We start from the raw sequence: 26,587 nt of genomic DNA, 5'->3' as shown, positions 1-26,587 counted from the left end.
TTCACCGGCCCGGGCTCCAGCATCGCCGACGAGTACCTGACGCGGCGTGTGGCGTCTCTCGGAGTGGAGCACCCGCAGTGACCCGAAGGCATCGTGCCGATCCTCACCTGGGGCTGCGCCATGTACGCAGGCGTTGACTGTCTCAGTGAGGACGGTCAAGTCCTGCTCTTCGAGCCGAACCCGTACAGCGGCGGAACGTGGGAGCAGTGCTGGTTCCTCGACTCCGCCAGCCTTTTGACTGGACCGATCACGCCGCCGTGCTGAAACGCGTCCTGCCGCAGTTCGCCCCGGCACTGGTCGCCGGTCGCGCGGATCCTCTGTTCGGACTGGAGGAGGCCGGGTATTCCTTCGCCCGAGGCCGCTGGCAGCAGTGGCCCGACGACCACGCCGCTTGCGTACGCGAGTTTCTGCACGCCTGGTGGGAGCACAGTCTCACCGATCCGAATGCGGTCGTCCCGGCGCACCAGGTCTTCGTCCTGTGTGCCGAGGCATCTGGAACGGTCGGCCCCTGGCTCGCCGATTGGGAGAAGCGGACCGGCGACCTCAGCGACCTCCGCCTGGCCGAGACCGCCGCAGCATGGGAGTACGAGCTCCTGGGAGACAACGTGCCGTGGCACATCGGATGGTACGAGCACGACGAGGAGAAGATGCGCGCCGAACTGGTCGCCTGGCTCCTCGGCCACGCTGCGGTACGGCTTCATGAGTCGGGCGCAGGGGTAGATCTGCAGCACCGGATACGGCTGCTCGGGCTCACTGGTGAAGACCGGTGGACGGATCCGCACTGGCCCGGCCACTGCTACTGACGACTACCAGCGGCAGCGCAGCACAAAGCCTTAAAGCCTTGCGGCAGCGGATTCAGCCGACTCGACCGGCCGATGCGGGGGTTCCCTTCACGTTCTTCACACTTGAGGGGTGTGCTGGTCCAGGATGGCCCGCAGCCGGTCGAGGTCCTCGGCCTCACGCACGCCCTGTTTGGGCAGGACAGCGAGGTACATGATGTTGGGGTCCCGACTCAGCAGGACGAAGTGGCCGACGGTCTCACGGTAGCCCTGGAAGACGGTCCACTCCAGGACCTGCGTGCTGTGGTCAGTCCGGCAGGTGATCCCCGCCGGGGACACAGTGGCGCGGTATTCGCCCTGCCAACCGACGAGTCGCTGCACACTGGCGGCCTGCAGGCGGGGGTACCCGCACACAATCAGAACGACGAACAAGAACAAAGCGGTCGAGACCAAGTCGACTCTTCCGCGACCCACGGTGGGGAGCAACCATTGCCCTACCCACAGAGTGAGAAACACACCTCGCAGCAGCCACCCGGTCCGCTTGATCCGCCACGGACCCGCAGGCCGACCAGTGTGTCGGCAGACCGGGGCCGGTACACCACTTGGACGGCGGTCTGCTCGTCCACGACATCGTCAGACGACTGCGCGCTGTGCACGGCTTCGGCGCTGTGGCCCTCAACCATCGTTTCTCCCCCGCTAGAAGGACTGTGGACCTTACCGGACCTCAGCGCTGGGGCGGACGTCCGCCGTGGCGGGGTAGGTGGTGGTCGAATAGGCTGCACAGCTGGTTGGTGTCGTCCCTGCCCGATTCGCGCTTGGGCAGATAGTGCGCGACGAGCAGGTACGGCGCATCTCCATGTGCGTACCCATGAGGCACACATGGTCATGGGACTCGTCGACGTTGACGGTCCAAGGCCCAAGCAGGGAAACCATCTTGGCGTGCCGTGCGGTCAGGACGCCCCTCCTGACTATGAAGCCGGACAGGCTGCTGAGGAAGGCGCCTCCCGCTGCCAGAACGCCTTCGGGAAGCAACCACACCGCCACTGCGAAGCGCAACGGCAAGAGCAGCTCTTGCAGCCGGACCTTGACCCTCCGCACCCGCCCGCTTGCGCAGAACACGTCGGCCCAATCCGGCTGTCTCAACTCGAATCTCAGCTCGACGACAGCACCTGCCGCCAGGCCTGAGCCACTTGGCCAACGGCTCGGCGACGGTGAAGCCCGCAGTGCATCCAGCCCGTGCTCGAAGTGCTCTGCATCTGGGAGGACGCCGACCGACGGCCTCCGCACGCGTATCGAAAACCTGCAGGCCCGGCTACGGAAGGCCGCGATCCACCTCGAACACCGCGCGATTCCCCCGGAAGACCGTCACCGCTCTCACTGACCGGCTCCCTGCCCAGAACTCCACGGCCGGCCGGTCGGCCCGTACACCCGTACACCACCTCTCGAACCGCCCTCTCATGGGTGCAGAGGCAGCACGATGCGGAAGTTCGCACCCTTACCGAGGGTCGTCTCGATCTCGACGCGGCCACCATGAGCGCGTACGAGGGAGTCGACGATGGCCAGCCCCAAGCCGGCGCCGCCGCCGGGCCGGCCACGGGCGCGGGCCCTGTCCGCCCGGTAGAACCGGTCGAAGGCCCGCTCTGCCTGGTCGGCAGTCATGCCGGGCCCCTCGTCGTGGAATTCCAGGATGGCGCATCCGTCTTTCGTGCCGACGCCGATACGCACCGGAGTGCCGGTCGGAGTGTGCGCGACGGCGTTGCCGACCAGGTTGGAGGTGACCTGATGAAGCCTGGCCTCATCGCCGACGACAGGGGCGGCGGCGGGTGGTCCGCCGCCGGGGCCGGTGAGGGTCACGGGGCGCTGCGGGTCGAGGGCGCGCAGATCGTGCAGGGCGTCGGCGGCCAGCGTGCGTAGGTCCATGGGGGTGACCTGCAGGGTGCGCGCGGCAGCGGCAGTTGCCGCGTCCTCGTCGAGGCGGGCCAGAAGCAACAGTTCCTCCACCAGCCCGACCAGCCGTCCGGCTTCCCGTTCGATGCGGCTCATCGAGGCGTCGACGTCGGCGCGCGCGGGCATGCCGCCCATCCGGTACAGCTCGGTGAAGCCCTTGATGCCGGCCATCGGGGTGCGCAGTTCGTGGCTGACGTCGGCGATGAAGCGGCGCATGCGGTGCTCGGTCTCGGCGCGGGCGGCGTTGCCCTCCTCGATCCGGTCGAGCATGCCGTTGAGCGAGGTGGACAGCCGGCCGAGCTCGGTGCGAGGAGCAGCCAGCTGCGGGACCCGACGGGAGAGGTCGCCGGAGGCGATGGCGCCGGCTGTGGCCTCGATCCGGCGCAGTGGCCGCAGCCCGCCGCGCACCGCGAACCATCCGGCCAGGCCCAGCAGGACCAGGACCGCGGCGTCGATCAGGAGGACCTTCCTGGTGAGCCGGCTCATGGCGTCATCGACGTCGCGATGGGAGCCCGCCACAACCACGCTTCCTTCCGAACCGCCGCTCTCGCCGGCCGTCGTCGGTACGGCGACGGCTCTCCAGGTACCGCCCCCGCTCGCCGCGTCCGCGGTGAAAGGCCTGCCGCCGCGCCCGGCCACCGCCACGGTATCGAGACGGGGCAGCTCGGGCGCGGGACCCGTGGCGGGCCGGATGACCCGGGTGACCCGGCCGTCAGGGCCGAGGACGGCGACGTAGACGTCGGGGAGCCACAGTTGTTCGACGCTCTCGCGGACCTGGGAGGCGTCCTTGCCGATGACGTCCGGCAGCCCGGGAAGTCGTGCGGTGACGGCGGCGACGCCTTCGACCCGCTCGTCCAGTTGGCGGACGAGTTCGCGCTGGAGCTGGTCGATCACCAGGCCGGTACTGGCGAGCAGCGCGGCGACCAACAGCGCGAGGGTGATCGCCAGGAGCCGGCTGCGCAGCGAGAGGCCACGGCTGGGGCGAGCGTCGGCACCCTTCACTGCGGCGGCCTGCGCAGCACGTACCCGGTGCCGCGCACCGTGTGGATGAGCTTGGGCTCAGCATCGTCCAGTTTGCGGCGCAGATAGCTGATGTAGGAGGCGACGATGGTGTCGTCGCCTCCGAAGTCGTAGTGCCACACCAGGTCCAGGATCTGTTCCTTGGACAACACCTGGCCGACGTGTTCCATCAGTACTCGCAGCAGGCTGAACTCGGTGGGCGACAGCGCAACGGTCTCGCCTGCGCGGGTCACCTGGTGACTGTCCGGGTCCAGCATCAGGTCGCCGACCGTCAGCCGGCCGTCCGGAGACCGGCCGCTGGTGCGGCGCAAAATGGCGCGAATGCGCAGGATCAGCTCTTCCAGGCTGAACGGCTTGGTGACGTAGTCGTCGCCGCCGGCGCTCAGCCCGCTGATCCGGTCCTTGGCCGCATCCAGCGCGGTCAGGAACAGCACCGGTGGCGGACCGCTCGGGCCGAGTGAGCTGTCCCGCAGCCGCCGCACGACTTCGAAGCCGTCGAAGTCCGGCAGCATGACATCAAGGACGATCAGGTCGGGGCGCGCGTGCTGCACCGCGGTCAGCGCGTCCGCTCCGGTGGCCACCGACGTCACGGCGAAGCCGGCCAGCTGCAGGCTCGCGGCCAGCAGCTCTCGCAGCGTGGCGTCGTCCTCCACCACCAGCAGTTGCTCTGTCATGGCCGTCCCGTTCATGATCGCCCCGTCCCATCTTCCTACGCGTCCCGCTTGCGGAAGGTGAGAAACGCGGCGGCCAGCAGCGCGGCCACACACCCGGCCATTACCGCGAGCCCGGCCCACGGTGCCAGTAGCGATGGATCCTGATAGCTCGTCATGATCTGGCCGCCGGCGGACGGCGGCCAGTACTTCGCGGTCCAGTCCGACGCCGGCCCCGGCAGTGCCGGACCGAAGGCGGGCACGATCAGCAGGACGGCAAACAGAGTGGTCACCGTAGCCGTGGTGGAGCGGATCAGCGTGCCCACGGCCAGGCCCATGAGCCCGGCCAGAGCCAGGAACAGGCCGCCGCCCAGGATGGCGCGCACGGATTGCGAGTCGGACAGCGCCAGGTGCGGCGCGCCGGCGCCCTTGAGTGCCGCCTGTCCGACGAGGAATCCGCTGAACGTGGTCGCCCATCCGGCGACCAGCGCGATCGAGGAGAGCACGATCGCCTTGGCTGCCAGGACCCGGTTGCGGTGAGGGACGGCGCTGAGTGTGCTGACGATGGTCCGGCTGCCGTACTCGGCCGTGATCACCATGCCCCCCAGGAGCGCGATGGTGACCTGCGCCAGGACGTAGCCCTTCAAGCTGGTGGCCAGTGGGTCGAAAGTCGCCTTGTCCGCCGCCGTCATGACCGCGAACTCGTCGCCCGAGGAGGAGCCGTTGAGCGCGGCGAGGGCGCCCGCCATGAGGAGAGTGCCGAGGATGACGTAGGACGTGGAGCGCATCGTCCGAATCTTGATCCACTCGGCGTGGAGGGCGTGCCGAAACCTGGCCCGGCCGGTCTCCCCCTCGGTGGGCGCGGGGCGCTGCTGTCGGCGTGTCTGTGCCGGCGTGAAGCGGGGGCGGATGGAGGTGAGAGCCTTGCTCATCAGGCTGCTTCCTTCTCGGAGGAGTACTCGATGCTGTCCTGCGTGAGCTTCATGAAGACCTGCTCGAGGGACGTCTGGCGCAGCGTCAGCTCATGGAGTTCGATGCCTCCGGCCGCGGCGAGGGCACCGACCTCGACGGCGCCGGTGCCGGTGACGATCAGCCCGTTCTCGCCGTCAGGACGGGCGTCGGCCCCTGCTTCGACGAGCCGCCGGCCGAGCTCGGCGGCCTGCGGAGTGCGCACCACGACTTCCCGGTCGGTGTGCCCGGCAATGAACGCGGCCATGCTGGTGTCGGCGATCAGGCGGCCCCGGCCGATCACTACGAGGTGGTCAACGGTGAGTTCGGTCTCGCTCATCAGATGGCTGGACATCATCACGGCCCGGCCTTCGGCAGCCATCCGCCGCATCAGCTTGCGCATCCATACGATCCCCTCGGGATCCAGCCCGTTGAGCGGCTCGTCCAGCACGAGCACGGGTGGGTCGCCCAACAGTGCCGCGGCAATGCCGAGCCGTTGTTTCATGCCGAGCGAGTAGGTGCCGGCCGGGCGGCGTGCAACGTCTGACAGCCCGACTTCGTCCAGGACGACCGAGACACGATCGCGACCCAGCCCGTTGCTGGCGGCCAGGGCCAGCAGATGGTGGTAGGCGCTGCGGCTGGGCAGCACGGCGCCGGCGTCCAACAGCGCTCCGAGGACCTTCAGCGGCGCGGGCTGCGCAGCCACGGGCAGCCCGTTGACGCCGGCGGTGCCGGAGGTTGGTACGTCCAGCCCCAGGATCATCCGCATCGTCGTCGACTTGCCCGCACCGTTCGGACCCAAGAAGCCCGTAACCTCTCCGGGCCGGATGGTGAAGCTCAGGTCGTCGACGGCCAGCACGTCGCCGTAGCGCTTGGTGAGCCCGTTCACCTCGATCATCAGATCCTCCAGCATGCGTTTCGATGAGACCGCCACCGTGACCGGCGCGTCCGAGATCCACACTGCGCAAGGCTTCTCGGGCCCATTGAGCAAACATAGGAGCCTTATGTGAGCCGGGCGCCGCGCGATGCCACAACCGTGCAGGTCAGCCGGTCAGGCCCCGAATTCCAAGCGCTGCGTGGCCGGCGGACTCACAGAGAACTCCCATAAAGCCGCCACCCGGTCCCTGCGCTGCCCGACGGGATCCGCAGGACGCGTGTGAAGGACCCGCGTGAGGGATGCGGACCGTACTCGCCGTTCGGCAGGTGCGGCTCGCGGCGCTCCCACTCCAAGTACGTCAGCCGCTCCCGCTCCACGCATGACGGACTACCCGACGTTGTGAACCGGTCCTTACGTGACGGTCCGTCCGGTCCGAGGGGTTCGCTGTGGCACCAGCATTGGCCCCACACCGAACCCCTCGTTTCAGCTCAGGACCCGTCAATCAGTTTCCGCACCTCGGGCGGGAGCGCGGAGCCGGATTGACAGCGAAGCCTGCGGTGAGGCCCTCCCGTTCCGATCACCGATGTCGGCAACTCGATTCAGGTTCCGTAGTTGCTCGTGCACGCGTAGTGGTGGGGCGTCGGCCCCTCTGGATCCGGGCTGAAGCCCGATGCACTGCGATGAGTCCCGGTAGCGGCAGACGGCCGCGACCCCGACGCCGAGGCCCTGCGGCGGGCCTGGGCCCGTTCCTAGCAGTGCCTGGCGGTCCGGCGCCATGCGCCGCCACCGGGCCCCGATCTCGCGAGGTGTCGAGCAGCCGAGCGGCAGACGAGGCGTCACAGATCGACCATCGATGGGTGAACAAGCACACGAAGGTCTTGGCCGACGCGGGAGCTCTCGGTCGTGACTGCGTCTGCCAGGAACTGTGTCAGTTCGTACACCGTCCCAACTGCACGCCCAAGCACCCGGGTCGGGAAGAAACTCACGGTCTGGCGAATGGGCTCCAGGAGCCTACCGGCCGTTACCCGAGACAGGCACAATCGCCTGTGTGACGACCACCAAGGGTGCATTGCCACCCACGACCAACACTCCCGCCACGTTTGTCCTCGGGGTCTTGGCCGGGGGTGCGATCGGGGGGGCGTTGGCCGGTTTCGTCGTCGGCTGCATCATCCAGAACGTGCTGCTGTGCGTCATGAGTGTGGGCCTGCCTGCAGCCTACGGTCTGCTCGTCCTCCTTGCCGGAGTGCCGGGGCGCGCCCGGAGGGCAGCTGTCGCGCCCTGCACAGCGCTCGCGCTGGTGGAGAGTTCGGAGGCTGTTGGGGGCGAGGCGACGAGCGATGTAGCGGTTCGATTCGATCTCTCCATCGTTCCGGACGACGCACCGGCGTTCCGCGTGGAGGTCACGCAGAGCATCAACCTCGTCGCCCTGTCCGACTACCGGGCGGGCAGCATCGCGGTGGTTCAGTACCCGCCCGACCGGCTGTGGCAGGTGAGAATCGTGAAGCGGCCGACACCTGCCTGGGAAGAGCGGGCGGCCGGGGCCTGCCTCGACTCGGTGCCGGGTCCGGCCATGGTGAGTGAGCCCTCCGAGGGCAGTGCCGTCGGCTTCGTCAGGCTGTTCGCCCTGCTACTGGCCGCAGCAGGTGTGGTCCTGCTGTTTCGCGCCGACCTGTTCGGCTCGGACACCCCCACGAAGCCGTCTGCCTCTGTGCGGCCGTCGGGATCCTCCACGTCCTCGACCATGGTTGTGTCGTCGGCGACCGGAACGGTCACCCTTGGCCCCGGCCAGTCGTTTCTCGACAAGGGCGAACTGCGCCGGGCCGTTGACCTGCTGACCAAGGACGCCGGCCAGGCGCTCACCGTGGTGGTGCAGGAACGCCTGCTCTCCGTCGTGTTCGCCCCCACGGGCTCTCATGCACCACGATTCGACCCGGGTTCAGTGCCCTACGAACGGCTCCCTGCCCTGGTCGAGGAGGCCGGCTCCACCCTCGTCGGCCGATCTCCGCAGACGTGGCAGATCACTGTCGACCGCCTCAGCGGCTCCCTCATCATCCGGGTAGGTGTGACCGGCTCCCACGGTTCGGCTTCGCTGGAGGCGAATGAGCGGGGCGAGCCGGTGCGGAACGCCCTGGGCCGCTGAATACAGGCCCCGGCCGGCAACCACGGGCCGTGTCGAATGGATCATCCACGCAATGGGCCTGATGGCCGGGCAAAGCCTTGCGGTGTTGTCAGTCCGCATGTCATGCCTCATCGTCAGCCGATCTCCCGCACCCTGCTTCGGGCCGGAGACGGGTGCGGGCGAGGGTCCAAGAGTTGGCAGGAGAGAGGCATATGGACATACACGGATACCTGACGCTGTTGTGCGCGGTCTTGGGTGCGATGGCGCTGATCGGGTACGGCATGTCGCTGGCCGGGGTGACCCGGGCCCAGCGCACGGTCCGGGTCATGGGCCGGATCGAGCGGGTGCGTGAACCCCGGCACGGAAGCTCTCAGCACGATGGCATACCCGTGGTCGTCTCCTTCTGTGACCCATCCACCGGGCAGGAGTTCACCGTGACGAACGACGATGAGCACGGTGACCGGATCTCCACGGCCTGGACCGGCCGGGAGATCGGTGTCCGCTACCAGCAGGGGAGACCGCACACCTATCGGTTCACCCATGACCTCTGGGCCAACAGGCACGGTCGCGCATGGCCGAACTCCGCGGTCTTCCTGCTCTATGCCGGTCTGGTGGTCCTCGTCGCGATCGACTGGGGCTGGCCGTGGGCCCTGCTCGGCTTCGCCGGACCCTGGAGCGTCGCCGCCGCCCGCTACCTCCCCCGGAATGCACGCGCGACGAGGCGCCGCATCGATGCGCTCACCTCCCAGCCCGTCGTTCAGGGCCGAGTGGTCGCCGTCCTCACGGACACCAGCGCCGACGAAGACGGCCACACCTCCACCAGCCACACACCAGTCATCGCCTTCACCACCCATGAGGGCACGTCCGTCACCGCCTACTGCGCTCATGGGCTGCCAGACCCCGTGAACTCGTACGGTCGGACCGTCACGATCCACTACTCGCCCGAGGATCCAGCCGTCTTCACCCCGGATCTCGCGTCCGAACACAGTTCCCGGAAATTCGACATGATCTGCAGCGCCGTGGTCATTGCCGTTGCAGTGTCAGCCATTGCCGTGGGAGCGGTCATGCTGTGAGCCCGGGTGAGCTGTGTGCGTGATGACGGTCATCGGAATGGCGAACTGGTCCTCCGCATGCGGTCAGCAGAATCGTTACTGGTGGGCAACCCTGATCACAGCGGCACTCCCGGATCCGCGGCCCCCTCCAGGTTGCGCTCCCCGTCCTGCGTCGTGCGCTCCGCCGTTCCGGCGAATTATGAGTGCGGGGCGATCCGTTCCGTTCTGAAGGCCGTTTAGCTGTGAGGCGCAAGCGCGCCCAGGCACACGACGGACGAGGACGTGAGGCAGACAAATGACCGACATGGATCGCAGGAGCATTCTGCAGCTGACATCGGCGGCGGCGATCGCTGGAGGGCTGGTCGTGGGAGCGGGCGGGGCCGCCCACGCGGCGCGCAAGGCCGCCGGCCAGATCGTTCTGCGTGGCAGGCGCACGGGTTCGAACATCCCGGACGTACTCACAGTTGGCGTCCCCTACTTCGTACGGTACGACCTGTCGGACGCGCAGGGTCGCAGCGTGGGCACCGAGAACGCTCACTGCCTGCCCGTCGCCGTGGGGCTGGACGGATCGTTCGTCATCGCAACTCTGGTCCTGAGCCTGGACGACGGCATGATCACGGCTGCCACCGCCTTCCAGCGGCCGCTTCCCGCGGTGACCGAACCGCCGGTCGACGCCCGGCAGTGGTCCCACGTCTTCGCGATCACGGGAGGTACCGGAGCTTACGTCGGCGCCGCAGGCTCGATCACGATCGAGCATCCCGCGAGCGACGAAGACGTACTCACCATCGACCTGACCGAACCTACGTCGTAGGCAGGCCAGGCTGTGGACGAGCAGCAGGGGGAACAGGGAACGAGCTGCGCAGCTTCGATTTCGACGACGGTGTCGCCGAAGTCAGTCTGGTGTTCTGCCGCCTTTCCCCTCTGGCGCCGGTGGTAGGGCAGCGCGGGCGCCAGCCGCGTTTTGGTGGGCGCGTACGACGGTGAGGTCCGGTCGACCGAGATGCCCCAGTCAAATCTCGCCCACCACGTCGGCTGCGGTCTGAGCCTCCGCCAGGAGGCGCTCCCAGGCGCCGTCCGCCGACCACAGCCGACGGCACTCGTGCACCATCCGCCAAGGACCGAACCGCTCCGGTGGATCTCGCCACTGAACCCCGGCCCGCACCCTGTACAGGATCCCGTCGATCACTTGCCGGTGATCACGCCACCGCCCGCACCGCCCATTGCTCACCGGCAAGAACGATTCCGCAACCGCTCCCACTCTGCATCCGTCAGATCACCCCGCCCCATGCCCAACCCAACAAGGTGGAGCGGGTCCTGGGCCGAGTCCGCAAAGTGGTTTGTCCGTTGGCAAGTCGTGGTGCGTCGTCATGAGTTGACCGAAGGCCAACGCCTGCGGCGAGGGGCGGCAGACCGCCGACCTTCGACCGTGAGCTGTATACACCCGCAATGTGGTCGAACGCTGCTTCGCCCGTCTCAAGCAGTTCCGGGCGATCGCGACCCGCTTCGACAAGCTCGCCGCTCGCCACCACGCCGGGCTTCACCTCGCCTCACTCATCCGCTGGCTTCGCGAGCCGGTAACGCAGCCATGGAGGGTCTCGACGGCTGGTTGAATGCTCACCAGTGGCACTGCGAAACTGGGGGAGCTTTGAGGGTGCAGGACACGATCGCTTACGACGGCGTCGCAATTTTTCTGATGCTGGTCGTGGTCTGGCAGATGCGGCGACGGCTGACGCTTCGTTCCCGGGGCGTCGAGGTCACCGCTCGGTGCTTCGATCGTGATTGGCGTGGGAAGGGCGGCCCGCAGTTCCTTCTGAGCTACACGACGCCAGACGGTGTCAAGCGGACACACAGTGCAGGTGAAAACCACGTCCCCGCCGGCACCCGCGAAGGGGACAGCGTTGCAGTCCTCTATGACCCTGTGTCCCCTGGGCGCGCGGAGACGGCACTCGCTTCCCGCAAACCATTCTGGAAGCACTACGACATGGCGGGCCTGGTGGGAGTTGCTCTCAGTATCGTGCTGATGGTGCACGTCCTCTAGATCGGCTGCTACGCGTCGAAAGCGGTCCAGGCCCGCCCTCACACAACGGGGCCAGCGCACATCCGATACATCAGAGCCCTCTCACTCACGCAGTACTTGTCAGACAGGGCCTAGCTCACGGGAAGCGCCACCACGATCTCCTCGTCCTCGAAGTCCCCGGTCGGCTGGAAGCCGAACGAGGTGTAGAGGCGGCCGGCGGACGTATTGTCCGGGTGGTAGGAGAGGCGGATCTCCCGGCACTCCGGCAGCGCAGACAGGCGCTCGATCACGGCGCCCAGGGTTGCGCGGCGCACGCCCTTGCCCTGTTCGGCCTTGCTCACCAACATGCCGCCGATCCAGTGGCTGCCGTCCTCGTCCCCGTACGCCCACATGACGTGGCCCACGACGTCGTCACCAGCGCGGACGCCGAGGGACGTCCACACCTCGCTGTGCTGGGAAAGCAGGAGATAGCGCGCCGCGAGCGCGGCCACGTACCGGCGCTGCTCGTCGGCGGGCGCCACGTCGGCGACATCGCGCCAGTTGTCCTCCGTGATCTCCTCGAGCACCACGGCCCGGCCCTGGAGGTCGATGAACTGCTGCGTCATGCGGTCCCCACATCTGTGTTGGTCGGCGGGGGGGGGTGAGCGTAGCCAGTCACACAGGGGCCCGGGTAGCGGTTTTCCGGTGTCTTACAGTGCGCCCGGAGGTCACCGACCACGCCAGCAACAAAGAGCAGGGCAGCACGATCCGTCGCTACACCATCTGACGGAACAATCATGCCGCCGACGAACGCCTCCGTGAGGTCGTCAACAAGCGAACACCGCCTGAGCCGGGTCGAGCGACGGTCATTCACGTCCCAGACAGACAGGCGTCCTGGGACTGTGGATCCCAGATGACCAGCCGGAATTCCCCAGCGAGCTCCTCGATCGCCTTGAGCGCCGCGTCACTCCGCGAGGAGAAGCTCAGGTTCATGATCACGTGGTCAATGCCGACCGCCTCGCCGGGGGCGAACGTCGCCTGATGCGACACTTGCTGATCTCCCGACAGGGGAAGGTAGCGCGTCCGGCCGGCCGGAACAGTCGGTCGCGCTCATCGAAGGAGAGATGAAGACCTTGCTGGAGAAGATCGTCTGCTCCGAGGCCCGGGGTCCTCGCTCCCGCTCAAGACGGGCGTAGCAGTCGGTCGACAGGTGAGAGAGCGAGGCCACTTCTTCCCGCCGTCGCCCGCCTGTTCTGCGGCGCCCTTCGCGAGGGAGGCCGACGCCTTCGGGTTGCAGCGGCTCCCAGCGGCGGGGGAATTCCGCCGGTCCGGTCCGGTCGATCACCAAGCGGCGTCTACTTCGGTTGCGCACCCCTTTTGCCGCATAATCCGGACCTTGTCCACCCGTGACATCCTCATCGGGACGGCCCAGACCGAGCCACCACCCGACCTGTACGCCGTCACCTCTCCGCAGCCAAGCGTGGCGGGTTCTACGGACCGCGCGGGCTGGGACATACGGGCGGCCCTTCCGACCGGCAGAGGCTCTGCCCCTGCCTCCGCAACAGCGCCGAGGAGGGGCCTACGCGCCCAACGAGCCTCCGAAGAGCTCACGATGGCTACCTTCCCCCCGCAGCTGAGGCATTCGACTCGCCTCCCCTTCCCTCTCTCCCTCAGATCCTGGACAGCCCGCATTCCCAGCGGGACGTGCTGCCAGGCGCCCCCGGCGCCTTCCGTAGGCTCCTGGCATGCCATACGGGGGGGTGCGCGCGAACTGTACGAAGCTCTGACACGGTACGACAGAGAAGAGTCCTACAGAACGATCGTCACACCGTGGCTTGATCGGGCCCAGGACGGCTACCGCTCCTGGCTGGCCACGGCGGCCGAAGACAGCTCGTGGTGGGCCGAGAAGGAATCAGAGCCGGACGGCCGGGAGCTCATGTGGGAGCTCTACGCTCTGCACCGGGTCAGCGACCGACTGCTGCTCACCATCCAGTCTGCCTTCGAGGAGCCCGGCTCCCCGGATTCGCAGCCCTTGCTCTCGGAGCGCCAGTATCTCAGCGTGTTCGCCTCTCTCGGCATGACATGGTTCGAGGACGGCGACGCATTTGACCCGTTCCTTCACGAGATCGTCGACGTCGAGCAGGCCGATGACCCGTACGCGCCGATCGAGATCATCGAGGTCGTCCGGACCGGCCTGACGCTGGGCGGGCTGCTGTTCAATCGGGCCAGCGTACGCATCCGTGCCGGCGTCGAACACGCCCAACGCGGTGTCGCGGACCGCTCTCCGCTGTACTGGGCCTTCCTGCGCCGCCACCGGCCCACGGTCGACCTGTCCCAGGGTTGGGGCAGCAATTCCCAGTGGCGCACCGACTTCCGTCTCGACTACCGAACCCCGGCCGGCGATCGGCTCAACGTCGCGGGGTATCGCCCGATCGACGGCGACGCGGACCTGCACCCCGACCACCCGAACAATCTCAGCCGCGAGGAAAGACTTCTGACGCCCGGTGAGCGGCGCGAGCTGTTGCGCCACCGCTGTCTCCTGCGCGCGCCCGTGGCCGCCGGCGCCCTGTTCGGTTCACCCGGCTGGGAGCGGGATCTGATGCCCTTCGACTGGCAGCTCCCCGGCCCGGGGACTGACGCCGCGCGGCAAGCCCAGGAACCGTGATCGCGACGTTGCCACGCTCTGGAATCACCGCAGAGACCTGTAGGCCGCGCATGACGATACGTGTTTCCGCGACGGCGGGTTGGTTAAGACCCTCTTCTCGAGGTCGGTCTCCCTGTGCACCCTGGTTGTCCAGTTGGCGAGCAGCCGTGAGACGGACGGCGTTCCATGGCCGCCCCACCGCAAATGCCTCGTCCGGCAGGGATACCGCCCACAGAGCCCGGCCTTGTCGTGGTGGTCACGATGAGACCCATCCGGTCCTCGGCACCCGGCGGCAGCTCCGCGAGATGAACGCGGCAGTCCCCTCTTACGGCCACCGGATCGGAGGTTGGAGACGGCTCCGCGCTCAATCTCCTCCGGATGAGGCACCCGTTCGAGCCGGTGCGGACCGGTTGTCGCACCCCGTTGCGATCCAGAACGAGGGATTGGGACGGTGCGGAGCCGTAGCCGGCGTCGAGGGCCACCGTGAGCTCGTCCGGCCGCCGGCCGAGATCCTTCAGGAAATCGGAACGGGAACAGCAGTCGCGAGTCGTGGCGGTTCGCACCGGTCGGGACTCTGTCGAGAGCAAACTGATGGGCGCGGCAGACGGTGGAGTCGACGCTCGGGTGCCACACGATCTCCCCGCCCCATGAACCTTGATCATTCACGACTCAAGATCCACTTTCGATACACGGCGCAGGCCTCCGGGCTCACGGCATACCCTGCGTTCCATGGACTTGGATGCTGAACTCAGTGCTCTAGCAACCCAAGATGACCTGCCCCATGACCTGGTGCGGCGCCTACTCCAACACCCGAGCGCTCGGCACTCGGCAGCACTACTGCGTCGGGATCTGACTGATGAGCTGATCGCGGAGATCATCGAGCTCGGCTCCGTGCGGACTCTCGCCGCGAATTCTTCCGTGCCCGCCCCGATCAGAGCTCGCTTTGCGGAACATCCGGAGCCGGCCGTTCGGTGCGCGGTCGCGGCAAGCGTCAGGGACGAGCCGCTGGGACTGCTGGCCCGCCTGGCGGCTGACCCGGACCCTTCCGTGCGGTCGTTCCTTGCGATGAACGAGCACCTGCCGACGGAGCTGCTCGCCTGCCTGGCCTCGGACTCGGAGACCAGTGTGCGGTCGTCGGTGATCCAGCGCTGGCGCGATGCCCCGGACGACGTCCGCAGGATGTTGCTGACGGATGCCGACGCGGGGATCCGCATCAGCAGTGTTCAGGCAGGCGCTCCTCCGGCAGACCTCCTGCCCGGACTGCTGGCAGATCCAGCCACCCGTGCTGCCGCGGTCGCGTACGCCGTGCCGACCCCTGAGCTGGCGGCCGACCCTGACTCAGATGTCCGTACAGCCGTCGCCGTACATCCGGACCTTCCACCCGGTCTGCGCGATCTGCTGGCGGAAGACGGGGACACCTTCGTCAGGAACTCAATCGCGGCCCGGGGGGACACCCCTCCGGCATTGCGTGAACGCCTTGTGGCCGCCATGGAGCCCAGCGGTCCTCTTACGGAGTGGAGTCTGTCGTTCGGTCTCGGCACCCACACTTGTCCCCCACCAGCACCAGCCCCGCCGAATCGCTCACGGAGGCGGAATCCTTGCTCGCCGAGGCCGGGCTGTAAGCGTGGACGGACGCATCGTCCGGCGCGACCCCACCATCAGCGGTTCACCGCGCCTCCCTTTTGCGAGATCCCGCAGCAGGGTCGTCCCCCCGATGGCCGAGGCCTGGCATCGGCACCCTGTTCGGACATCGTCCCGTCCCCACACTGTGGCGGATGACCGGCCTGGCCTGTGACGCGACAGCCAGACTGTCATCCAGCCTCGGAGGCTGTTGTCTTTCCGAGTCTGGTGACTGCGTTTCCGCTGGTCAGGGGTAGGGGTGGTGCTTGTGTGGGAGTGATGGATCGTCGTTTCGTCGCTCTCGTAGAGGTCGCGGATGCCGTCGGTTGTCGGACTGCTGGAAGAGCAGGAGCTTGCCGCCCGTCGTCGTGTGGACGGGCTGCGCGAGGAAGCCGACCGTATCCAGGCCGAGCTCACGGCGGCCGAGCAGGGGTGGCTGGAGTGGACAATTGCCCGTGCGTGTGTGGGTGCGGTGCTGTCCGCACCGGGGGGCGATTCAGCCGACGCGGCGGCCGCCGGACGACCGGGCAGTGCCGGGAACGACAACAGCTGCTTACCGGCTCGAGGCGCGGCACAACCGCCCCCGCTACGTACTACTTCTCCTCCGGCTCCCAGGCGCGGAGCAGGTCGAGCAACCCTGCGTCTCCGTCAACGTGCAAGGAGTCGGCCTGGATCCGGTCGTACAGGTAGAGGACCAGCTCACTGGCCGTTCCGTGGACGCAGGCGCCGGCTGCGTCCGAGTCCTCGCCGGTCGCGGCGGTGGGCTCGGGGATGCGGGTGGTGCGTGCGCCGTCGCCGTCGACGGTGAGGCGCCAGGAGCGGCCCTCGGCGGCGTGGAAGTCGAAGGCCGTGGGCGTGTGCGGCCAGGCACTCGGCGTTGCGCAGACGGTGAACAGGAACTCCTCCACACCGTCGAGTGCCGGTTCGACCGGCAGCGGCTGCGGGGTGCCCCCGGCGAGCTGGGCGTCGTAGGTATGCACCGCGGTCTCCTGGACCCGGTGCCGGGCGGTCCCGCCGGCGGTCTGCGGTGACTGCGACGCGGGCCACCACGTCCAGCAACCGCTCTCCGGTCCCGCCGCGCGCAGGGCGTCCAGCAGAAGCTGCGTCGACGAGTCCAGCCAGGCCAGCAGGGCCTCACGCTCCTGCGGCACTTCCAGAGCGGCGCGCGCGGCGACGGCCTCTGCCGGGGGCGCGTCGGCGGGCCCCGCGCCGACGATGGCGGCCCAGAAACGGTCTCCCCCACCCAGATGCTTCACCAGATCGAACAGCGTCCACCCAGGGCAGGTCGGCACCTGTGCGTCGAGACCGGGCGCGGCAGCGACCACGGCGCGGAAGGCGGTCGACCGTTCATCGATCAGTCGCAACAGGTCGGGGAACTCAAGATTCTTTTCCACGCCGGATGTCTATCACCGTGCTCCGGTGACCGGACAGCGTTTTTCACAGTCGCCGCCGGTTGGCCATTGCGGACGTCCTCGCCTCCCACCGCTCGGGTGACAAGCTGCGCACTGCTGCGAGGACGACGGTGGTGACGGTACGCCAGGCGTCGTGCCTGTGGGTTCTCTGGTCTCGCCGTGTGGCCAGGCACCTCGGCGACGTGACGCCCCCCAGTGTGCGCGGTCATGCTGCCGCTCGATGTGATGGACGCGGAGGTCACGACGGCGGGGGAAGACCGGTCGGGTCGGGAGTTCAGGTGACTCCCGTTCGACCAGCACTCCTCAAGTTCGGAACGACAACAGCCACTCAGCGCGAGATGAGGCGAGCGAGTGACTCTGTGGGCCGGCAGAACCATCCAAGAAGAGGGTTGGTGACCACGAACCAGTGGACACTGACTCGGCCCTGTTCCTTCTCGAGGATCAATGGGGCGCCATCCCGGTAGACGTAGCGGAGATATTGGCGGCGGACCGGCGCTCCGGCCAACAGCAGCACCGGTGAGGCAGCAAGGAGGGTCACGGGGACCAGAACTCTCGCCGCGGTGAGCTTCGCCCTCTCCTCGTATCGCATACGCCCAGTTTGCTGATGCTCGATGCCGCGTGTCAGCCGGTCCTGGGGGACGGTACCCACCTGATGTGGGCCCGCTCAACGCCTCGGCGGTGGCCGTCAGCCTGCCCACGCCTTGCAGGGCGGCCGGGCCGCGGATTTCGAACCGTGCGCCTGACCTTGCGCAGGGATGCCCCCTCAAAGAACGAGGCAAGGTCAGGCCGTGCCTCGGGCGGTTCGGACCGAGGGTGTCTGCAGCGTCCCTGCTCGGGTTCGGCCCGGATTCCTCGGTCGATCAGCCGTTGGACTTGGGGCGGCAGCACGTCCCCTCTCCCGGACCGACTCCGCCTGCACTCCGATCTCCCCTTCCCCCCCAGGGCAGCCCAGGTGGAGCGTCAGTCACACCACATGTGACTGCGCGCCCATACTGGCCCGTCCGATGAGATGGGTGCTCGCTCTCTCTCCCCGTGGAGCGCCCACGGGACGCGGCGACAGCGCCGAACCTCGCTAAGGGCTGTCCCGCAATTCCTGGCGGGCGCGCGACGCCAGCTACGCCACCTCGCCGCGTTGTCGAAACGCCCGAATACATCCAGTATGCGGGCGCCTCTCCGCCTTGCGATGCACCGCATCTGACGCCGCGCGCTGATCCACCAGGAATTGCGGGACAGCCCTTAGGTCCGCCTCAGATCGGCCTGCACCAGATCATGGTCGGAGTACGGAGTGAGATGCACACCTTGCTTGAGCGGAACGAAACCGCGCAGAAAGACGTAGTCGAACTTGCTGCGCCAATCCGTGGTCGGCTCGCACACTCCGGTTGCCGACGGACCGCAATCGGAGTCCGCGTCCTCGGCCAGGCTCCACATTCCGCTGAGTTCTGCGGCATCCGGCACCGCGTTGAAGTCACCCAGAACGATCGTGCGGTCATGACGGGCGATCGCCTTCGCCAGTACGCCGGTCTGCTTCGCGCGGACTGATTCCTGACGCCGCTGGGCCAGGTGCGTGTTGAAGACCCGGGCGGGCCGGCCGTCCACGAGGGTCGTGACGGCCATGTACCCGCGGTCCTCGGAACCGCCATCGGGGTACTCCACGTTCACGTGGTCGGTCATCGGAGCGGCAGAGAGGATTGCCTGGCCAAAGCCCCCCGGGCTCCACGGCACTCCCCCGCAGCGGCTCCAACTCTGCAGAACCGATCCGTACTCGACGTGGTAGACCAGCCCGTACTGATACCGCAGATGGTCCCTGATCCTCTCGACATCGCCCACGCACGCTTCCTGCAGGCCGATGACCTGAGGCGCGTATGTGGCGATCTCCGCCGCCCGGCCGATGTTCTGGTCGCTCCCCTTGCAGGGATTGCAGATGTTCCACGTCATAACGCGGTTCGGCACAGCCTTCTTGGGGGCGTCGGCCGGCAACGGCTTGGCGCTGTAGGCATCGCTCGACGCGCTGGGGCCGGCAAGCAGCACGCAGGCCATGATCAGCAAGCCCGCGAGCCACCGCGCGCCGGATCCGGTCACCCTCGCCTCCTCGAAGCAGCATCACGCACCATCATGTGCGGTCTTCCCGCACGAGGTTATGCGACGGGTCGTAAGCGGCACATGAAGTGCCTGGATCTCCTACGAGGTGAAGCGCGCCACGAACGCAAGGTGTCGCCGGAACAGGCAGGAGGTCTGCGGCAGACTGCTGCCGCAGTAGTTCCGGGGCAGACTGCCGCACCCCTACGGAAGGGTCGCAGTTGTGGACGGAGCGACAGTCGACGGCTCTTGAGAATCACGAGGGGCGGACCCCATACGCCCCCGGCCTCTTCTGAGCGTTCCTGGCCGGCAACCCTGACCACATGCGCGCGACGGTCCTTGACCATGCCGATCACATGGCGTTCCTGCTCAGGGCTGCAGCTTCTTCTGTTGACCGACCCAGGTCTCAAACCGTGCGGGATCTCGGACGCCGTCATCGAGAACCGCGCGGTAGACGTCGAAGCTCTTCACAGTGGTGCCGTACCCGGAACGATCGGCCCAAGCGGGCTTGATTTCGATGATGGCCGCGCGGCTCTCGTCCGTCAGACGTGGGAGCAGGGTGGTCAGGCGGGCGGTCGAGGGCTGGCGTTCGGGCTCGTCGAGGAACCAAATGTCGAGGTTCCAGGTGGCCCCGGACGATATGCACTCCACACCGAGGTACGGGCGGTCGGGGTAGACGTCCGGCTCCCGGTTCCACGCTCCGGAGTCATTGCGGAAGGTCACAAGGCGGACGTGCGGTTGGGTCGCGAGCCGGGCACCGACCGCGGCGACGGCCACCACGGCAGCATCATCCAGACGCTCGCACACCCCATCCAGATCCAGATCCAGGTCCCGACGGACCATCAGGCCCAGGGCCGCGGTCCCTACGATGCTCGGAGTGCCGACATCGGCCAGCAGCTTGTCCAGCCGGAGTTCCCGGTATACGCCCTCCGCTTCAGCTCGCACGCATCCTGCTCCCCCAAGACCCCGTCCACGCGCTCGCCCTACGGCGCCCGGGGGATCACGTGGCCGGCCTGGTGAACCGGCTCCGGAGTCGAGGGTGGGACCACCGACTCGCCGGGAGCACTTCGTCGTTCCGCCGAACGCCGCTGCCCATGCCGCGGCGGCACAGCCGTGTCCCTGCCACGGCAGGAGCAGGTGGCCGAGTTCGGCCTCTCCCGCAGCCGGACGGAACGGAATGGGCTGCGCCGCTCCGCGTCACATCGCGACGGTTGAGCTCGGTGGTTTCGATTCATCGCTGGCCCGAGGTCGATCACTACAGGGACTGGGACTCCTCGCGCACGTCGCAGGCAACGTGCTCCGCGCTCATCACGCGGTCGAGGTCCACCCAGATGGGGCGCCTGCCCACCTCCGGCGAGCTGAACAACTCAATGAACGCGCAACCGGTCCTGGGCACGCGGTCTCTCGCAGCACCAGCGGCTCGGTCCTGATCAGGTCAAGTAGCCAGGCGGTGTTGCTGGGTTCAGTCTTGTACGAGGAGCCCGGCGCACGCTCGCCAAGGCGTTCGGCGCTGTGCACGGATTCCGGGGCAGAGGGGTGGAAGAGCATTCGTTCTCGCGCGAGGTGGCCCGGCGCCCAAGATGGTCGGTGGATGGTACCGGGCGCGTCTCGTGTCCCGCAGACCCGCACGGTGGCTGCGTACCGCACATAGGATCTGGCACACGGTCAGTCAGGGGCACGTCAAGCGTGCCCAGGGAATCGGATGAACGGAGCTTTCCGCCGTGACGGACATGCACAACGAGGAAGTGCTCGCCCGGATCGCCAAAGGGTTCGTCTACACCGAGTCGGAGGCAGCCTTTCAGGCCCCTCTGCGCCGCACGGAGCAAGTCTTCGAGTACAACCTGACGCCCCCGAGCAAGCCGGAGAGGCGCCGGCAGCTGCTCGTCGAGATCCTCGGCTCCGTCGGTGAACGCACCGTGCTGTTGCCTCCGTTCCATGCCGGGTTCGGCAGCAACGTTCACATCGGCGACGACTTCTTCGGAAACGTGAACCTGACGTTCGTCGATGACGTGGAGATCCGCATAGGTGACGGCGTCATGATCGCTCCCAGCGTGACGCTGACCACGACGGGACATCCGGTCCATCCCGCGCGCCGAGCTGACTTCGGTCGCTTCTCGGAGCCGATCGTGATCGAGGACAAGGTCTGGATCGGCAGCAACGTTGTGGTCCTGCCCGGTGTTCGCATCGGATATGGATCGGTCATCGGCGCGGGCAGCGTCGTCAGCCGGAGCATTCCGCCGATGACCGTGGCACTCGGAACACCGTGTCGAGTGGTCCGCGACATCACGGACGAAGACCTCACCGCACGCTCCGCCGGACGCGACGTCGTCTAGATGGTGAGGCTGACCTTCCTGCGCACTGCCTTGAAGGTGGTTCTGAGCAGGGCCCGGTGCTCCGGCCGCCCGAAGGTCAGCCCCTCGTGGAGGTAGTGGTAGGCGGTGGAAACCGAGAGGTCGTTGTCGCAGGCGAGCCGAGAAGGCCGGGTGCCACCGATCAACCAGGGCAGGGACGAGCACCGCGTGGCTGAAGCAACCGAGTGCACGCCTTCCCCTGCGGGTCCGGCCGTACTCGATCGGAGTGAGTGACGCCTGTCCGCAGGAAGGGCTCACTGCCTCTGCTCGCCTCCGCCTTCCGCCCTCCGCCCTCCGCCCTCCGCAGCTACAAACGATGCGCGCGGGTCACCACCCGGTTGTTGCGGGTCGGGGACGTTGACCGTAGGGCGGCCGCGAATCGGTCGTCGGCCTGGGCCGATCGCACCGCGATTCTCGTGACCTTCCCCTTGGCTGTACTGATCTCGATCGTGGCGAGGGGATGTCCGCCCGGGGCGATGAGGTACACCGACTTGTCGTTGACAGTGAGCCTGCAGGCCGACCGAATGCGATCACGGAAGTGCACGGTCTCGTTGGCGATGTCGACAGCACCGAGGACTGCGGTACGGGCACCGCGAGGCAGGAGCGCAGCGTCGGCGTCACGGACGCTGTCGGGCGCGAGCAGCTGGATCATCCTGCGCGTATCTCCGGTCCGGGCTGCTGTCAGGAAGGCCTCGACGATCCGTTGGTCCGGTCCGCTGTTCCGCTCCGAGGCATCCTGGGCGCCGTCGAGGCGTTGTCGAGCCCTGCTGGCGTGCTTCTTGGCACTGGGCACCGTCCCGCCCAGCACGTGCGCGATCCGGTCGAAGGGGACGGAGAACAGGTCATGCAGGACGTACGCGACCCGTTGGGACGGGGTCAACTGGCCTCAACAGGACCATGAGCGCCCGGGAGACGTCCTCTCTTCGGAGGACCGCTTCGTGCTTGAGAGGGTGTGTGCCGATCTCCGGACCGCAGTACCCCAGAACGTGGTCTGCAAGGCGTTCTCCAGTGAGCCGGGGCCGGACTTCATCCGGGCCCTCAAGTGGGAGGAGGCAGCGGCGAATCCGTTGGTGGGGCTGCCGCAGGCCGCTCAGCCGCAAGACCCGATCAGCCGCGTCGTACGAGCGCCGGTTCCAGCAGAGCCGGTCTGCCGTCGTGGGGGCGTGCCGCCCATGAGCTCCGTACTGCTCATCGCCACTGTTGCCTGCGTCGTCGCGAACGCATTCATCGCGGTCGCGGACTACGCGCGGGCACCGTTCGTGCTGGCCAACTCCGTGAAGGTTGGACTCCCGGCAGCTGCGGTGCCCTACCTGGCGACCCTCGAACTCGCGGGCGCCGCCGGCCTTCTCCTGGGGCTTCTCGGGGTGCATCGGCTGGGCCTGGCGGCGGGAATCGGCTTGATCGCGCTCTTCGTCGGCGCGGTCCTGGCGCATGTACGCGCACGCGTCTTCTCCAACATCGCCCTCCCCGGCGGCTACCTGCTGCTCGCAGTCGCCGGCACCAGCTTCTTCGTCGGCAGACTTTTCCGGACTAACTGATGGTTTCAGAATGAGGTCACGGGGCTGCGAAGGCGTACGGGGTGCCCGCCGGATGAAGCGGGGACCCGCCCGGTCTGCCCCAGAGGTTCTGTGTCGCGGGCTGCCCCACGACGGTCGGCAGCCGTGCAGGCTCGCCCGGTCAGCCTGCACAGTTGCATAGTGTGCCCATGGATCGATTCGTGGATCAGGGCCGCCTCGAATGGTGGGCTAATCAGTCGATTTGCCTTGAGATATACGACATCAACATCACTGCCGCTGTCGACGCGGTCGGCAAGTGGCGGGCGACCGGTCGGCATGCCAATGTCCTTGACGCGCCCCAGCGCGAGGGCTGGGACTTCCTCATGGAGATGGATCCCCACTTCTCCATTGCGTTTCCAGGTGAGGACCGCGGCGGGCTCACGGTGCGAGTCGTCGAGGCCCAGGATGGAACCCTCACGCTCGTGGAGGCACCGAACTGGGACGGCTCCGCGAGTGTCACCTACGACCTCACCTGAGTGCAGCTCGCAAGAGCAGGAACCCGCCTTCGCTACCCTGCCACCAACTGCGGGGCGCCCCTTCCCGATCTTTCAGAATGAAGTTCGGAGGCGGCGCAGGCATATGAGGCTGCAGGCCAGTTCGAGCAGGCCCTGGTGGAGATCGGCACGGCGCTCGTAGCGGGTGCGGAGCCGTTTGAACTGGTGCAGCCAGGCGAAGGCGCGTTCGACCACCCAGCGCACCTTGCCCAGTCCGGAGCCGTGAGCAACGCCGCGTCGCGCGATCATCGGCTTGATGCCCCGCTTCCACAGCAGGCGGCGGTACTTGTCGAAGTCATAGCCCCGGTCGGCATACAGGCGCCGGGGCTTGCGGCGGGGACGCCCCCGCAGACCCCGGATCGACGGAACGGCGTCGAGCAGGGGAAGGAGCTGGGTGACGTCGTGCCGGTTGCCACCGGTGAGGGTGACGGCGAGCGGGGTTCCGTGACGGTCGACGATCAGGTGGTGCTTCGAGCCAGAGCGGGCCCGATCGACGGGCGAGGGTCCGACGTGGTCCCCCCTTTGAGTGCCCGCACATGCGATCCATCCACGGAGCAGTCGTCTAGGTCCAGCAGGCTGGAGCGACGAAGCTCGGTCAACAGGACGGTGTGCAGGCGCGGCCAGACGCCGGCCTCGGTCCAGTCCCGCAGTCGGCGCCAAGCCGTTACCCCGGAACAGCCCACCGCCTCTGCGGGGACGTCACACCACGCGACACCGGTCCGCAGCACATGCATGATGCCGGCGACCGCCACTCGATCGGGGACACGCAGCCGCCCCGGGTGGCGATGGCGCCGTTCGGGGGCGAGCGGCAGCAGCGGGACCACCCGCTCCCACAGGTCATCAGGAACAAGATCAGCACGCACCCGGACACCACGCCGACCACGATCCTCGAGCGCAAGACCCACGGCTCAACTCATTCTGAAACGATCAGTAAGAGATCGCCCTTAGCTGTACTTCGCGCAGGGCCCGGGCGGCTTCGAGGGTTCGCCCGCCGTTGCTGGTGACGGGCTACAACGTCTTCATTTGTGGTCGCGCAGGAAGGCAGGGATCTCGTCACGGGTCGGGTAGTTCGGCAGGGGGGCTGGCATGTCCTGAAGGAACGCAGTGATGACGGCGGCGGCTCGGTCGTTGTTGTCGTCCAGGCCGTTCCACATGTGGTGTCCGACTCCGGGCATGTACTGCGTGCGCTGGATGGCGGGGTCATTGGCAAGGACGGTGGTCTCCCATTGACGAAGCTGGGAGGAGCACTCAGCGATCATCAGCATCGCGGGAGTCCGGGAGCGCCTCAGCTTCGAGGCGATGGAGGGGGAGTCCTTGACCGTCTGCTGGATGCGGAGGCTGGCGGCGGGGCTGAAGGAGAAGTTCTGTGCTGTGTCCTCGGCGGGGATGCGGTGCGCGTCGCGAGCGCAGTAGGCGGACGCGGTGTCGCTGCCGAGGTCTGCGGCGGTGAAGGCATTGTCGCCTTCGGCCTGTCCGATCAGTCCGGTGTCGGGGGTGAGGAGTCCGAGTCGCATAAGGCCGAACGCCACGGCGTACCGGGGGACGTGCGTCGATCGCGGTCCGGTCATGGCCGGCGCGAGGCCCCGTGCGGATTTTCGGCCCTTGTGCCCGGCGATGCGTGCGGTGGGGCCGTCCATGGGGCCGGGCTCAGCGAGGATCGCCCGGTGCAAGCGTGCGGCGATGCTCGGGTCGGCCAGGGCTCGGGTGAGCACGGCCCCGCCTGAGGAGAATCCGAGGATGTCGACCTTGCCCTTGTTCAGGCGGTCGACAAAGGCTGCGAGGTCGCGGACCGGCCTGGAGATCGTGTACTGGCTCATGGGGAGCAGGTCGCTTCGTCCGCCACCGGCCTGTTCGTAGGCGTAGACGTCGTAGCCCTGGCGTGCCAGGAGTTGCAGGAACCGGTGGTCGAGCACCGAGATGCCGCGGACCGGTCCGCCGTTGAGGTACACGAGCGGGATGGGATGCCGGGTGCCGGGGTTCGCGGGCGGGTAGTGGTACACCGCTACCCGGCTGCCTGTGGCCAGGCTCCAGTGCTGCGTGGTCACGAACGGTAGGGCGGGCGGGTATCGCCGGGCCGTCGGCACGGTCGGGATACAGACCGACGCCGTCAATGCTGCCGCGACAACCACCGGCAGGAACGGCACAAGCCTCGCCGGCCAAGTGCGGCGCCGCCCCAGCCACATCGCCAGGACAGCTCCGACTCCAAGGGTCGTCAACCATGCGGGGAGCCCCGAGCCTGCTCCATCTGTGAGGGCGATCAGTGCGAGAAAGACGACGACCAGCGTCGTGACGGCGGCCAGGGCCAGCAGTAAGCGTCCGGTGAAGCGGACGAGACGTATGGCGGACGTGGGCACGGCGGACCTCCGACAGTTTCGGAACACTGTTTCAAAACGACGTTATCAGAGGGGGTAGGCTGCTGGCCGTGGGTAGGCCGAGAACAAACGACGAGGCCGTCAAAGAGCGGCTTGTGGAATGCGCGACCGAGATGCTCGCCACCCGTCCGCGGGAGTCGCTCACGGTTCGCGCTGTGGCGGCTGCCGCCGAGGCGTCGACGACGGCGGTGTACTCCCTGTTCGGCGGTAAGGACGGGCTGATCGGTGCGGTCCGCGACAGAGCCGTCGGCGGCCTGTTCCAGGACGTGTCGGCGGTGCAGACCTCCGCGGACCCGCTCGCCGACCTCTACGCACTGGCCGTCGCCTACCGTCGCTGGGGGCGAGGACACACCCACCTGTACACGGTGCTGTTCGGTGGTGTGCAGTCCTTCGACCCGTCGGGGGAGGTCGGTGCCAGCGACCCGATCCGTCCGCTCCTCGCGGCGATCGATCGAGCCGTGACAGCGTCCGTCCTCGTCGGCGAGGCAACGTCGATCGCCCTGTCGATCTGGGCCACCCTCCACGGGCTGGTGACTCTTGAACTGGCTGGGGCCTTCGACGCCGCGACGGCCGAGGCCGCATTCCGCTCGGCGATTCACGCCACGTTGCGCGGATGGACGACCCCGGCGGTGTTCCACAGCCTTCGCCAAGCAGAACTCGCTCATTGACAGGAT

Annotated in this window: 24 protein-coding genes and 4 pseudogenes; 12 read left to right on the top strand and 16 right to left on the bottom strand. The window is 67.7% G+C overall.

All coding sequences use genetic code 11. From position 1 onward, the window contains the following. Positions 1–6 precede the first annotated feature (6 nt). Positions 7–234: pseudogene (locus OG446_RS36765) on the top strand (SMI1/KNR4 family protein); the annotation flags it as partial. Between the two features lie 23 nt (positions 235–257). Continuing rightward, the gene (locus tag OG446_RS36760) at positions 258–803 is read left to right on the top strand and encodes a hypothetical protein (RefSeq protein ID WP_328898108.1); all 546 of its coding nucleotides are present in this window, start codon (positions 258–260) and stop codon (positions 801–803) included. A gap of 96 nt (positions 804–899) precedes the next feature. Here OG446_RS36760 and OG446_RS36755 read toward each other — a convergent pair whose 3' ends face one another. From OG446_RS36755 to OG446_RS36735, 5 genes are all read right to left on the bottom strand, one after another. After that, the gene (locus OG446_RS36755) at positions 900–1,118 is read right to left on the bottom strand and encodes a YcxB family protein (RefSeq protein ID WP_328898107.1); all 219 of its coding nucleotides are present in this window, start codon (positions 1,116–1,118) and stop codon (positions 900–902) included. A gap of 1,116 nt (positions 1,119–2,234) precedes the next feature. After that, entirely contained in the window at positions 2,235–3,728 is a 1,494-nt protein-coding gene (locus OG446_RS36750; RefSeq protein ID WP_328898106.1) for a sensor histidine kinase, read from the bottom strand. Then, on the bottom strand, positions 3,725–4,420 hold the full coding sequence (locus tag OG446_RS36745; RefSeq protein WP_328898105.1) for a response regulator transcription factor: 696 nt from the start codon (positions 4,418–4,420) through the stop codon (positions 3,725–3,727). Before OG446_RS36745 ends, OG446_RS36750 begins: the two co-directional genes overlap by 4 nt. 35 nt (positions 4,421–4,455) lie before the next feature. Continuing rightward, positions 4,456–5,328: an ABC transporter permease gene (locus OG446_RS36740; protein WP_328898104.1), complete on the bottom strand. Its 873-nt coding sequence runs from the start codon at positions 5,326–5,328 to the stop codon at positions 4,456–4,458. Beyond that, positions 5,328–6,242 (bottom strand): ABC transporter ATP-binding protein, encoded by a 915-nt coding sequence (locus OG446_RS36735; protein ID WP_328898533.1) that lies wholly within the window; start codon positions 6,240–6,242, stop codon positions 5,328–5,330. Before OG446_RS36735 ends, OG446_RS36740 begins: the two co-directional genes overlap by 1 nt. A gap of 1,027 nt (positions 6,243–7,269) precedes the next feature. Here OG446_RS36735 and OG446_RS36730 point away from each other — a divergent pair. From OG446_RS36730 to OG446_RS36720, 3 genes are all read left to right on the top strand, one after another. After that, positions 7,270–8,361 carry a hypothetical protein gene (locus OG446_RS36730; protein ID WP_328898103.1) on the top strand — a complete coding sequence of 364 codons (1,092 nt, stop codon included), beginning with the start codon at positions 7,270–7,272 and terminating at the stop codon, positions 8,359–8,361. 191 nt (positions 8,362–8,552) lie between these two features. Then, positions 8,553–9,413 carry a DUF3592 domain-containing protein gene (locus tag OG446_RS36725; RefSeq protein WP_328898102.1) on the top strand — a complete coding sequence of 287 codons (861 nt, stop codon included), beginning with the start codon at positions 8,553–8,555 and terminating at the stop codon, positions 9,411–9,413. Between the two features lie 274 nt (positions 9,414–9,687). Next, on the top strand, positions 9,688–10,203 hold the full coding sequence (locus OG446_RS36720; protein WP_328898101.1) for a hypothetical protein: 516 nt from the start codon (positions 9,688–9,690) through the stop codon (positions 10,201–10,203). Between the two features lie 198 nt (positions 10,204–10,401). On the opposite strand, the gene OG446_RS36715 is transcribed toward OG446_RS36720, so the two are convergent. Next, positions 10,402–10,650, bottom strand: a complete 249-nt coding sequence (locus OG446_RS36715; protein ID WP_389262175.1) for a transposase — start codon at positions 10,648–10,650, stop codon at positions 10,402–10,404. Positions 10,651–10,793: 143 nt separating this feature from the next. Between OG446_RS36715 and OG446_RS36710 the strand changes: the two are divergent. Together OG446_RS36710 and OG446_RS36705 are read left to right on the top strand one after the other, a co-directional pair. Further along, a pseudogene (locus tag OG446_RS36710) lies at positions 10,794–11,002 on the top strand (hypothetical protein); the annotation flags it as partial. Positions 11,003–11,043: 41 nt separating this feature from the next. Next, a complete protein-coding gene (locus OG446_RS36705; protein ID WP_328898100.1) occupies positions 11,044–11,430 on the top strand; it encodes a DUF3592 domain-containing protein in 387 nt (128 codons plus the stop codon). A gap of 110 nt (positions 11,431–11,540) precedes the next feature. Here OG446_RS36705 and OG446_RS36700 read toward each other — a convergent pair whose 3' ends face one another. The 3 genes and pseudogenes from OG446_RS36700 to OG446_RS36690 form a co-directional block, all read right to left on the bottom strand. Next, on the bottom strand, positions 11,541–12,014 hold the full coding sequence (locus OG446_RS36700; protein WP_328898099.1) for a GNAT family N-acetyltransferase: 474 nt from the start codon (positions 12,012–12,014) through the stop codon (positions 11,541–11,543). Between the two features lie 244 nt (positions 12,015–12,258). After that, entirely contained in the window at positions 12,259–12,438 is a 180-nt protein-coding gene (locus OG446_RS36695; protein ID WP_328898546.1) for a hypothetical protein, read from the bottom strand. 32 nt (positions 12,439–12,470) lie between these two features. Continuing rightward, positions 12,471–12,733, bottom strand: a pseudogene (locus tag OG446_RS36690) (transcriptional regulator); the annotation flags it as partial. 591 nt (positions 12,734–13,324) lie between these two features. Here OG446_RS36690 and grpE point away from each other — a divergent pair. After that, the gene (gene grpE, locus OG446_RS36685; RefSeq protein WP_328898098.1) at positions 13,325–14,053 is read left to right on the top strand and encodes a nucleotide exchange factor GrpE; all 729 of its coding nucleotides are present in this window, start codon (positions 13,325–13,327) and stop codon (positions 14,051–14,053) included. A 2,192-nt stretch (positions 14,054–16,245) separates the two neighbouring features. Here grpE and OG446_RS36680 read toward each other — a convergent pair. From OG446_RS36680 to OG446_RS36670, 3 genes are all read right to left on the bottom strand, one after another. Further along, the gene (locus OG446_RS36680) at positions 16,246–17,046 is read right to left on the bottom strand and encodes a maleylpyruvate isomerase family mycothiol-dependent enzyme (protein ID WP_328898097.1); all 801 of its coding nucleotides are present in this window, start codon (positions 17,044–17,046) and stop codon (positions 16,246–16,248) included. A gap of 1,254 nt (positions 17,047–18,300) precedes the next feature. After that, positions 18,301–19,101, bottom strand: a complete 801-nt coding sequence (locus OG446_RS36675; RefSeq protein ID WP_328898532.1) for an endonuclease/exonuclease/phosphatase family protein — start codon at positions 19,099–19,101, stop codon at positions 18,301–18,303. Between the two features lie 408 nt (positions 19,102–19,509). Continuing rightward, positions 19,510–20,085 (bottom strand): hypothetical protein, encoded by a 576-nt coding sequence (locus tag OG446_RS36670; RefSeq protein ID WP_328898096.1) that lies wholly within the window; start codon positions 20,083–20,085, stop codon positions 19,510–19,512. 800 nt (positions 20,086–20,885) lie between these two features. On the opposite strand from OG446_RS36670, the gene OG446_RS36665 reads away from it, so the two are divergent. Further along, positions 20,886–21,473, top strand: a complete 588-nt coding sequence (locus OG446_RS36665; protein ID WP_389262763.1) for a sugar O-acetyltransferase — start codon at positions 20,886–20,888, stop codon at positions 21,471–21,473. A gap of 54 nt (positions 21,474–21,527) precedes the next feature. Here OG446_RS36665 and OG446_RS36660 read toward each other — a convergent pair. Together OG446_RS36660 and OG446_RS36655 are read right to left on the bottom strand one after the other, a co-directional pair. Beyond that, positions 21,528–21,701, bottom strand: a pseudogene (locus tag OG446_RS36660) (IS5/IS1182 family transposase); the annotation flags it as partial. Between the two features lie 97 nt (positions 21,702–21,798). Next, a complete protein-coding gene (locus OG446_RS36655) occupies positions 21,799–22,371 on the bottom strand; it encodes a sigma factor-like helix-turn-helix DNA-binding protein (protein ID WP_328898094.1) in 573 nt (190 codons plus the stop codon). Positions 22,372–22,663: 292 nt separating this feature from the next. On the opposite strand from OG446_RS36655, the gene OG446_RS36650 reads away from it, so the two are divergent. Further along, positions 22,664–23,029, top strand: a complete 366-nt coding sequence (locus OG446_RS36650; protein WP_328898093.1) for a DoxX family protein — start codon at positions 22,664–22,666, stop codon at positions 23,027–23,029. Between the two features lie 167 nt (positions 23,030–23,196). Next, a complete protein-coding gene (locus OG446_RS36645; RefSeq protein WP_328898092.1) occupies positions 23,197–23,523 on the top strand; it encodes a hypothetical protein in 327 nt (108 codons plus the stop codon). Between the two features lie 72 nt (positions 23,524–23,595). Here OG446_RS36645 and OG446_RS36640 read toward each other — a convergent pair. Together OG446_RS36640 and OG446_RS36635 are read right to left on the bottom strand one after the other, a co-directional pair. After that, a protein-coding gene (locus OG446_RS36640) for an IS5 family transposase (protein WP_328898091.1) occupies positions 23,596–24,404 on the bottom strand; the annotation gives its coding sequence in 2 pieces (ribosomal slippage) (positions 23,596–24,065 and positions 24,065–24,404; 810 coding nt in all). Between the two features lie 156 nt (positions 24,405–24,560). Then, a complete protein-coding gene (locus OG446_RS36635; RefSeq protein WP_328898090.1) occupies positions 24,561–25,586 on the bottom strand; it encodes an alpha/beta fold hydrolase in 1,026 nt (341 codons plus the stop codon). 377 nt (positions 25,587–25,963) lie between these two features. Here OG446_RS36635 and OG446_RS36630 point away from each other — a divergent pair, with 377 nt between their 5' ends. Beyond that, entirely contained in the window at positions 25,964–26,581 is a 618-nt protein-coding gene (locus OG446_RS36630; protein WP_328898089.1) for a TetR/AcrR family transcriptional regulator, read from the top strand. The last annotated feature ends 6 nt before the right edge of the window (positions 26,582–26,587 follow it).

The sequence above is a fragment of the Streptomyces sp. NBC_00236 genome (assembly GCF_036195045.1).
In the GTDB taxonomy this organism is placed as follows: Bacteria; Actinomycetota; Actinomycetes; order Streptomycetales; family Streptomycetaceae; genus Streptomyces.
Note: the sequence above shows the minus strand (reverse complement) of the source record. Positions and strands in the feature narration are given on the sequence as shown.

Excerpts from the sequence above, each read along its gene's own strand:
- OG446_RS36745 (WP_328898105.1), bottom strand. The coding sequence starts at position 4,420 with ATGACAGAGCAACTGCTGGTGGTGGAGGACGACGCCACGCTGCGAGAG.
- OG446_RS36740 (WP_328898104.1), bottom strand. The coding sequence starts at position 5,328 with ATGAGCAAGGCTCTCACCTCCATCCGCCCCCGCTTCACGCCGGCACAG.
- OG446_RS36735 (WP_328898533.1), bottom strand. The coding sequence starts at position 6,242 with ATGATCGAGGTGAACGGGCTCACCAAGCGCTACGGCGACGTGCTGGCC.
- OG446_RS36725 (WP_328898102.1), top strand. The coding sequence starts at position 8,553 with ATGGACATACACGGATACCTGACGCTGTTGTGCGCGGTCTTGGGTGCG.
- OG446_RS36720 (WP_328898101.1), top strand. The coding sequence starts at position 9,688 with ATGACCGACATGGATCGCAGGAGCATTCTGCAGCTGACATCGGCGGCG.
- OG446_RS36700 (WP_328898099.1), bottom strand. The coding sequence starts at position 12,014 with ATGACGCAGCAGTTCATCGACCTCCAGGGCCGGGCCGTGGTGCTCGAG.
- grpE (WP_328898098.1), top strand. The coding sequence starts at position 13,325 with ATGTGGGAGCTCTACGCTCTGCACCGGGTCAGCGACCGACTGCTGCTC.
- OG446_RS36675 (WP_328898532.1), bottom strand. The coding sequence starts at position 19,101 with ATGGCCTGCGTGCTGCTTGCCGGCCCCAGCGCGTCGAGCGATGCCTAC.
- OG446_RS36650 (WP_328898093.1), top strand. The coding sequence starts at position 22,664 with ATGAGCTCCGTACTGCTCATCGCCACTGTTGCCTGCGTCGTCGCGAAC.
- OG446_RS36645 (WP_328898092.1), top strand. The coding sequence starts at position 23,197 with ATGGATCGATTCGTGGATCAGGGCCGCCTCGAATGGTGGGCTAATCAG.